At 40.9% G+C, this 9,502-nt stretch carries 5 protein-coding genes and 1 pseudogene; 2 read left to right on the top strand and 4 right to left on the bottom strand.

Going from position 1 to position 9,502, the window contains the following annotated elements; translation table 11 throughout:
- Window positions 1-2,096, bottom strand: a 2,096-nt coding sequence (locus VNZ46_RS03085) for a glutaminase domain-containing protein (protein WP_325558610.1), incomplete at its 3' end; no start/stop codon positions are given.
- A gap of 41 nt (window positions 2,097-2,137) precedes the next feature.
- Entirely contained in the window at window positions 2,138-3,976 is a 1,839-nt protein-coding gene (locus VNZ46_RS03080; RefSeq protein ID WP_325558609.1) for a glycoside hydrolase family 2 protein, read from the bottom strand.
- Window positions 3,977-4,287: 311 nt separating this feature from the next.
- Here VNZ46_RS03080 and VNZ46_RS03075 point away from each other — a divergent pair, with 311 nt between their 5' ends.
- Complete coding sequence (locus VNZ46_RS03075) at window positions 4,288-7,464, top strand: ligand-binding sensor domain-containing protein (protein ID WP_325558608.1); 3,177 nt, start codon at window positions 4,288-4,290, stop codon at window positions 7,462-7,464.
- A complete protein-coding gene (locus VNZ46_RS03070; protein ID WP_325558607.1) occupies window positions 7,449-8,264 on the top strand; it encodes a response regulator transcription factor in 816 nt (271 codons plus the stop codon). The genes VNZ46_RS03075 and VNZ46_RS03070 overlap by 16 nt, the downstream gene beginning before the upstream one ends.
- Before the next feature lies 1 nt (window position 8,265).
- Here the strand turns inward: VNZ46_RS03070 and VNZ46_RS03065 are convergent, their stop codons facing one another.
- Window positions 8,266-9,183, bottom strand: a complete 918-nt coding sequence (locus VNZ46_RS03065) for a DMT family transporter (protein WP_325558606.1) — start codon at window positions 9,181-9,183, stop codon at window positions 8,266-8,268.
- A pseudogene (locus VNZ46_RS03060) lies at window positions 9,173-9,502 on the bottom strand (hypothetical protein); the annotation flags it as partial. The gene VNZ46_RS03065 and the pseudogene VNZ46_RS03060, both read right to left, overlap by 11 nt.

The raw sequence follows: 9,502 nt of genomic DNA, 5'->3' as shown, positions 1-9,502 counted from the left end.
TATTTCTGGCTCCAGGTATCCTTTCCATTGAAAGTTAGGGCATAGTGGTCTCCCGCATCAGCCATTTGCATCCATTTCTGCGCCATTTCTTTTGCCATACGGCTGAATTTAGCGGACTCTTCAGACTTACCCAGTTTTTCAGCAAGCATACCATAACCACCAATGGCCACAATTGCTTTAACTGATAAATTTGCGTTACGCGCCATGTGGCCGGCAAAATCATCCGTACATAACTGGTTCGCTGGATCCAGGCCTGCTTTGCTCAGATAGTTTGCCCAGATGGATAAGGTTTCCCAATGTTTTCTGGCATATGCTGCATTTCCTTCAGCTTTAGCAATCGCTGCTGTTAAAATCACCATATTACCAGCTTCTTCAACGGGCATATCTTCTCCATAAGTTTGACCATTTGCCAGAGGGTAAGTGCCTAAATCATGAGAAGGAAAAGGCTTTTTCCATTTTCCACTTTCACTATAATAGAATATACCGTTCAACATACCTTTAAGGAGTTCTGGATTGTAGGCCAGAAATAAAGGTGCAGAAGGATAGGTCACATCTACAGTATTGATAGAACCATTACTGAAATTTTCTTTGGAAAGGAATAGGATTTCACCTTGAGGGCTTTGTACTAATTTATGAGCTGAAATAGCTTGTCTGTAGGCCAGATCTGAAAGTTCAGCATATTTTTCTCCGCCCGCCTTTACGTTTTCGGAATAGAACTTCTGATTAAAAGCTTCACATTTTTTTAAAACCGAAGAATACTCGGTATTGGCCAGCGCTAACTGCTTGTCAATAGTTTGGTTGTTGTTCCTGTTCCACCATGGCCTGAGGTTTTCTCCAAAATATTGTACAGCGTAAATGTCATCATAGCCCACCAAAATACGTTTCTCACTTACTAAAGCGCCTACTTCATTAAAGGGGAGTACCGTTGAAAGACTCAGTTTCCTGCCTTCTGCAACTGCAGCACCTGTTTTTTTACCTGCAACAAAATCAGCGACAGCATCGGCAGAAGGACTGATATATTGACGTGCATTTGCATTTTGAGGAACTGCAACATACATATATCCCCAGTTAATACGTACATCATCTCCAGATTTTTTTAAGATGGCTTGTTCCCTTGTACCCGCTTTCAATATGGATAATGCACCGGTATTATATTGTTTAGCCGCCACCTCTTCATATTCTGTATGGGTAGATAAGGCAGTTGATGCGCCGAAATAAACCTCAGCAGTATGCTTTTTTCCATCTTTTGCCTTTACTTTAAAAGATACATAGGATACCGGACGAGACATTAAATCCAAATCATCCATTAATAAGGGGGAAGTAAAAGCGACATCCAGGTTCACCGCACCACAATCAAAAGTATAGCGGGTTTGCGTTGCATTCAATTTTATGCTGGTTTGTTTGGCTGCCAGTACATTTTGCTCAGCTGCAACTGGTTTGTCGTAAACCAATCCTGCATCCAGCCACTGTCCGCCGACATTATTTCTTACATGAATGGCCAGTACATTTTTTCCCTTTTTTAATAATTTCTGATCTGTCGGGATGTAAATAAATTTACCATTAAAACACTTACAATCAAAGATCTGTGTTCCGTTCAAATAAACTTCAACATCATCGTCGTTCATCAATTTTAACTGCAGACCTTTAAAATCTGTTCTATCCAGATTGAATGTCCGGCGAGTCCACAGGTCTTTACTTCTCCATTGTGTAGTCGCCGAACCATCGCCAAATGGTGCGGTACCAGTTTCCCAACTATTATCGCTAAAGCCGGCCTGCTCCCATCCCTTCGCGGGTTCATTCTCCGTATATTGCACCTGATAGGCTTTTTCGTCCGATGCAGGCAATGCCGTAACAAAATTTCGTTCCTGGTTTCCCAAAAAACGGTATACCTTTCCGTCTACCTTAATCAAACCTGTTAAGGATTGTGCTGTACCTGTCCAATGCTTGGTTGGAGAAGCATTTAATTTGTCGGTAAAGGACCAAACGCTAAAATAAGGATCATGTGTAATTAGCGGGTAAGCCGGGGCAATCCGCTCCTGTGCAGATGCCCTTAGCAAAATTGCCGCTAAGCTTACCGTAAGAATAAGTCGTTTCATTTGTGTGTATTTATAAATAAATCAGGTGTGTGTTTCACTAATTACGGTACAAGCGGCAAATACAATTTATCGTGTACACTTTTCAGTTTTTCAACGGGCATTTTAATCACTTTTCTGTCGTAGGTCATCAAACCGTTCGTTTCCTGTTCCACATCGGTTGTTTGCGTATAGACCGCAGCGGATAATCCCTTTTGGATGAGCTCCTGCATTTTTGTCATAAATGAACTATACTTATCCAGCATTTCATCGGCAGTCTTAAAAGTCTGATAACCCCAGTTGTCTTTTGCTTTCCAGGTATGTCCTGAGACTGGCAGTCCCAGACCTCCAAACTCACCCAATACAATAGCGTGTGTGGAACCGAATAGGTCTGGTCTTGGCATTGCAGGGTCTGGATAATGGTGCAGATCTACCAAATCGCCGGCAATTACAAAATTACCGCCACTTGCACTGTTCACCAAACGGGAAGGGTCTTTCTGCTTAGTCCAATCGGCAATTTCTTTGGTTTTAAATTGCCCCCATGCTTCATTAAATGGAGTCCATACTATAATAGAGGGGAAATTATGCAGTTGATCCAGGATCACCTCCCATTCTTTACGGTATATGGCCTCAGATGCTGGTGTTCTGTTTTTATCGGTCCCTCCCAAAAGTCCTGGATTGGGCTGCCATTGATTGCCCAAATCCCCGCTTGGCATATCCTGCCATACCAGCATACCTAATTTATCACATTCATAATACCATCTTGCGGGTTCAATCTTAATGTGTTTCCTGATCATGTTAAAACCCATTGCCTTGGTTTTAATAATGTCAAAATTCAGGGCTTCATCTGTTGGGGCGGTATACAGTCCGTCAGGCCACCAGCCCTGATCTAAAGGGCCGTACTGAAAAACAAATTCATTATTGAGCAGCATTCGCTGGATACCATTTTTATCTGCGCCAACAGAGGATTTACGCATAGCAAAATAGCTTCCTGCTTCATCAATAATTTTTCCTTTGCGTATTAATGATACATTCAGATGATATAGGAATGGAGAAGATGGTGACCAGAGTTTAGGATTAGTAATAGCCAGTGAAGCCACCGCTCCAGGCTCGATATCCTGTTCTGCAACTTTGTTTTTGCCATCAAACGCTGTAATCCTTAACCGATCACCAGGCTCCAGGCCTTCTGCTTTTGCCGAGACCTCCAGTGTTTTCGCATCGATATCTGGTGTTTGTTTTGTAGATACAATATGAGTTTTAGGAAGTGCTTCAATCCATACGGTTTGCCAGATACCAGTTACAGGCGTGTACCATATTCCTTCTGGTTTTCTCTGTTGTTTTCCTCGTGGCTGAGGCCCTTCGTCTGTGGGATCCCAAATTCTGACCTTGATCTCCTGTTTGGAGCCCTTTTTAAGGAGGCTTGTAATGTTAAAAGTAAAAGCATCAAATCCACCTTCGTGCAATCCGGCACTTTTTCCGTTCACAAAAACTTCTGTTTGCCAGTCTGCTGCACCAAAATGAAGCATTACTTCTTTATTGTTCATGAAAGAAGGTATATCAATGATATGACTGTACCATAGTACACTGTCCTTGCCAACAGTACGGCCTACGCCTGAAAGTGCAGATTCTACTGCAAAGGGAACTAAAATCTTTCCTTCATAGGCAGATGGTTCAGATTGACTTTTAGGTACAATTGCATAATCCCACAAACCATTCAGATTTTTCCAGTTGCCGCTGCGTACCAGTTGAGGACGTGGATATTCAGGTAATACGTTTTTGGGCTCTACTTTTTCTGCCCATGGCGAAACAATTCTGTCCTTAATCAATGCCCAAGGTTTTTGTTGTGCCCGAACAGCAGTACAACTCAATATAAAAAGCAAAGTGCCAGAAAGAATTTTGTTCATGTGGTTTAAAATTTGGTTTCTCAAATATTGGATTTTTGGACTTTGGCTGCTCTACGCATTTGTATCAAGTTTTCTTCAATTTGTCTCTATTTCAATGAATTTTCTCTTCTCGTTTTTAATTTCTGTATACCGGATCAATTTCAGTTACAGGATATCTTCATCAATCTTTAGGCTACATTTGATTAAATTGCAACATTGGCCATCGAAACTCTTACTGTCTCAATATTTCAACATTTAGTCTCAATCTTTATTCAGAATTAAAACAACGTATTTGTTTGATATATTTGAAACATAGAGCCATTTATAAACTATTGAGACTATTAATCCTTGTTTTTTTTCTGCTGACAGCAAAGATGCTGTGTGCCCAGCCCTATTATTTCAAGCACTATCAGGTGGAGAATGGGTTGTCTAATAACACTGTTTTTTGCAGTGTACAGGATCATAATGGTTTTATGTGGTTTGGCACAAAAGATGGTTTGAACAGGTTTGACGGTTATTCTTTTAAGACTTACAGACATGATGTAAGCAATGCTCAAAGCTTAGGAAGCGACAAAATACATTCTTTACTGAGCGACAACAAAGTTGGCATATGGGTAGGCACCGACCGGGGGCTCTATAGATATGATCCTGTAAAAGAGGCATTCAATAGTATAACATTGACCAGCGGAATGACAATGAGCGTACTCCAAATGGACCATACGGGCCTGATCTGGATACTTTCGGGAGGTAAAATATATCAGTACAATCCAATTAAAAACAGTCTCGCAACTGTGCAAATGGAAGCTTCCTTTTCTCCAACTCATCTCTTTTGCCGCCCAAATGGCGAAATGATCATTACAAGTCCGGATGCCCAGATTGCTGTTTACAATCCAACGTCCCGAGCCTTTGAAACCCGGTATTTGCTGGACAAGATACACCCATCCAGCATTGGATGGATTTCTGCAATCAGTGAAACCAGGGATGGCCAATTGCTAATTGGTACGACTAATCAGGGCTTAAAGTTGTTTAACTTGAAAACGCATACATTAAAAGATCTTGCTACTCTGAATACAGATAAAACGCATATTTATGTAAGGGACATCAAAGCCTCGGCAAACGAGGAATTCTGGATTGGGACAGAGTCTGGTCTCTATATTTACCGTCACAAGGATGGTAGCATCACTCATCTGCAAAAACAAGTTGGAAACCCTTATGCTTTATCAGACAATGCCATCTATACACTTTGTGCAGATCGTGAAGGTGGCATATGGACCGGAACCTATTTTGGTGGAGTTAATTATTATTCTCCTTTCGCATCCGTATTCACCAAATACTTCCCCGGCCTTCAAAAAAATGCGATCAGCGGAAGTGCCATCCGGGAAATTTGCAAGGATAAGAATGGAAATTTCTGGATTGGTACAGAAGATGCCGGATTGAACAAACTGGATCCCAAAACAGGTCTCTTTACTTCCTATTTTCCAAATGGTAAAAAGTACAGCATTGCACATTCCAATGTCCATGCTTTACTACCCAATGGCAATCAGCTCTGGATCGGCACTTTTGAACATGGTCTGGATATTATGAATATCAACACAGGTCTTATCACCAAACACTATCATGCAGGAAAGGGCAATTCTTTAAGGTCTAATTTTATATTGTGCCTTTATAAAACCAGGCAAGGCATTATTTTAGCGGCCACAACTTCAGGATTATACAGCTATAACGAGAAGAATGATGATTTTGACCTGGTGCCTGGTCTGCCTGTATCTTTCTATAATAATATTATTCAAGACAGTGAGGGTAGCATCTGGGCAGGCACTTATAATAGTGGTCTGTTTAATTTCAAACTTGGAGATAGTAGTTTCAGGAACTTTATATCAAAAGACAATGATAAAACCTCCTTGCGCAATAATACAGTGAATGGGATTTTTGAGGACAGCCGCAAAAATATCTGGGTAGCTACGGATGGTGGAGGACTTGCCCTGTTTAATAAAAAAAAATCCACCTTTAAATCATTTACTGTAAGGGATGGTTTTCCCAGCAACTTTCCTTTCCGGATACAGGAAGACAGCAGCGGTAATTTATGGATCAGCAGTACAGCAGGCATCTTGCGTTTTAACCCACAAACGAAGGTTGTAAAAGCCTATACCCGGGAAGACGGGCTCCTGACGGATCAGTTCAATTACAATTCGTCTTTTAAAGATACCGACGGACGGCTTTATTTTGGTAGTGTAAAGGGTATGATCAGTTTCCTTCCCGAACAGTTGAATACGACAACTGCAACTGCCCAGGTTTTTCTAACCGGTTTCCAGATCGATAATACGCAAAACCAGACTCAACTAACAAAGTCCATATCGGGCAAATCCATGCTCTACACTCAGGAGATCACCTTACAGCATAATCAGTCTTCTTTTAGCATTGATTTTGCCGCGCTCAGTTACATTGCCCCTGAAATGACCGAATATGCCTATAAGATGAAGGGTTTGTATAATAGCTGGGAATACTTAAAAACAAACAGGAAGGTTTATTTTACCAAACTTGCCCCGGGGAAATATGTATTTGAGGCCAAATCAATGATGAGCGGCAGTAAACTTTGGAGCACAAACAATGTAAAGCTTCACATTACCATACTCCCTCCTTTCTGGAAGACACCTCAGGCTTATTTGTTCTATGCTATTGTAATTATCGGACTGGTTTCTGTTCTGGTTTGGGAATATCATAAGAGAACAGAAAGCAGGAACAAAAGACGAATGGAAATCTTTGAGCACAAAAAGGAAAAGGAGATTTACCAGGCCAAAATAGAATTTTTCACAAATGTAGCACATGAGATCCGTACACCACTTACGCTCATTAAAGGTCCTATGGAAAAACTGCTCAAATTATCTAAAGAAGTACACTCCGATCCGATAGAAAAAAATCTGAAGATCATGGACCGAAATACAGAACGTTTACTTAACCTGACCAATCAATTGCTGGATTTCAGGAAAACAGAAATTTCAGGCTTTTCGCTCAATTTTGTTAAAGCCAATATTTCAGATTTGCTTCGTGATGTCAGCTTACAGTTTCAGTTTGCTGCAGAACAAAAACGGCTTCATTACGAAATGATCCTTCCGGAAAAGGATCTGTTTGCCTATATAGATCTGGAAGCATTCTATAAGATTATGAGTAACCTGATAGACAATGCAATTAAATACGGTAAATCTATTGTCGAGGTTAAACTAGTTATTCAGGAACAAAACGATGAGTTTACCATTCTGGTTAAGAATGATGGAAGTAAAATTGCTGCCGAATTGAAAGATAAGATTTTTGAGCCTTTTTTCAGGGCAAAGGATACTGAAATGAAACAGGGTACTGGCATTGGGTTATCCATTTCCAAGTCACTGACAGAACTGCACAAAGGACAGTTGAACTTGACTGAAAATGAGGGTGACTATAATATATTCGTTGTATGCTTTCCTATTCATCAGACTATGGAATTTAATTTAGAAGGAAAATGGAAAAAGAAATAGACTTTGTAAATGAAGCGGTGATTGAGGAAAAACCCGTTATACTTCTTGTAGACGACAATGAAGATATCCTGGATTTTATTTCTGATGATCTGAGTGAAAAATTCCAGGTATTGGTGGCTTTGAATGGCAAAGAAGGTCTGTTACGGTTGGAACAGGAAATTGTACACCTGGTGATCAGCGACGTAATGATGCCTGAAATGGATGGCTTTGAATTTTGCAAAAGAATTAAATCCAGCATTGAATTCAGCCATATCCCAGTCATTCTGCTTACTGCAAAAAACACGATGCAGTCTAAAATTGAAGGGCTGGAACTGGGTGCTGATGTGTATATGGAAAAGCCCTTTTCTCCGGAGTTTTTACAAGTCCAGGCCTCGAGCCTTATTGCTAACCGCAACAAGATCAAAGCTTATTTTTCCAGCTCTCCTCTCCTCCACATCAAAAGCATTGCTTACTCCAAAGCCGATGAACAATTCCTTGAAAAAATCCAAAGCATTATTGTTCAGAACATTCAAAACCAACAGCTGGACGTGGAACACCTTGCTGAAAACATGAACATGAGCCGTCCAACCTTGTATAGAAAGATCAAATCAATCTCTAACCTTTCTCCCAATGAATTGATTAACCTGGCCCGTTTAAAAAGAGCCGCAGAATTACTCAGTGAAGGGGCATTAAAGATTTATGAAATCTCGGAGATGGTGGGTTACAGTTCCCAAACTCATTTTGGAAGGGTATTTCTAAAGCAGTTTGGTATGTCGCCAACAGATTATCTGAACAACAGGCTAGCTGAAAAAAAGAAATAATTCATTCACCGGACAGGGGTACCCTATCCCTTCGTTCTCTAAAAGTGAGGAGGAGGACCGTGAGTAATATAAAGGTGGTGCCGATCCAGTCAAAACGACCAAAAGACACGTTTAACCAAACCACTGCAATGAGCGCAGCGGACAGTGGCTCTGCGCAAGCCAGCAAACTACTTGTTCCGGCACCAATCAATTTTACTGCGGTCAGATAAGCATAAAAAGCAACCAGACTACCCAATAGTATAATAAAAGCCATACAAAGATAAGTATAGGTGTCCCATCTCCCCTCTACTGCCCAAGGTGCATGAATAAAACTGGAAAACAGGCCTCCAATAAGCATTGACCAACCTATGACGACGGTTGTGCTATAGCGTTTTAACAGCGTTATGGGTTGGATGGAATGAACGGCCAGTGTAACTGCCGCAAGCAGTCCCCAGATCAGGGCAGGTTTGGAAACAGATAAATATCCGATCTGACCATGCGTAACCAGTAAGAATGTACCGGTTAAGGCAAATACAATGGCAATGAGTTCTATTAAGGTAGGTAGTCGTCTTAGCTTTATGGTATAATAAATTGCAATAAGTACAGGTCCCAGGTACTGAAGTACCGTGGCAGTAGCTGCATTAGAATATTTAATCGTAGCAAAATACGTGTACTGAACCGCTACCATTCCGAAAATGGTAAACAATAATAGCTGAATAGCATCTCTTTTGTTCTTCCAGATCCGCAACAAATCAGGCCGCCTTATAATTCTTGCATACAACACCAAGATCAGTCCTGAAACCAATAACCTCATGGTGAGCAGCCATTCTATGTTAACAGCCCGGTGAACAAAAAGAAATTGACAGCAAGCACCGGAAACGCCCCATAATAGTGCGGCAAGGAAAGCCAGCAAACAGCCTTTTAATTTATTATTTTCCATTTTTGCGGATGATCTCTATTAGGGCAACATAATAATTATGAAATGCTTCCGGAGCTGTATTCAGGAACAAATAGGGTTCAATGAGCTCCAGCTCCATCAAATACAATTCGCCGTTCCGATGGATCCCATCTACCCTTGCATACAAGGTATCTGTTGCAAATTTTTCGACATAAAGTCCTGCAGATTTAATTTGCTCCGGAGAGGCGGCGACTTTACTGATCGTTCCACCATGGTAATGTTGTACTCTAAAATCTCCTTCAGCCGGCTTCTTTAATAAACTGTGGCTAAATTTACCGTTAAAGAATAAATAGGACCATTC

Source organism: Pedobacter sp., from assembly GCF_035566355.1.
Classification (GTDB): Bacteria; Bacteroidota; Bacteroidia; order Sphingobacteriales; family Sphingobacteriaceae; genus Pedobacter.
Note: the sequence above shows the minus strand (reverse complement) of the source record. Positions and strands in the feature narration are given on the sequence as shown.

Coding starts and splice junctions, on each gene's coding strand:
- VNZ46_RS03080 (WP_325558609.1), bottom strand. CDS start 3,976: ATGAACAAAATTCTTTCTGGCACTTTGCTTTTTATATTGAGTTGTACT.
- VNZ46_RS03065 (WP_325558606.1), bottom strand. CDS start 9,183: ATGGAAAATAATAAATTAAAAGGCTGTTTGCTGGCTTTCCTTGCCGCA.
- VNZ46_RS03070 (WP_325558607.1), top strand. CDS start 7,449: ATGGAAAAAGAAATAGACTTTGTAAATGAAGCGGTGATTGAGGAAAAA.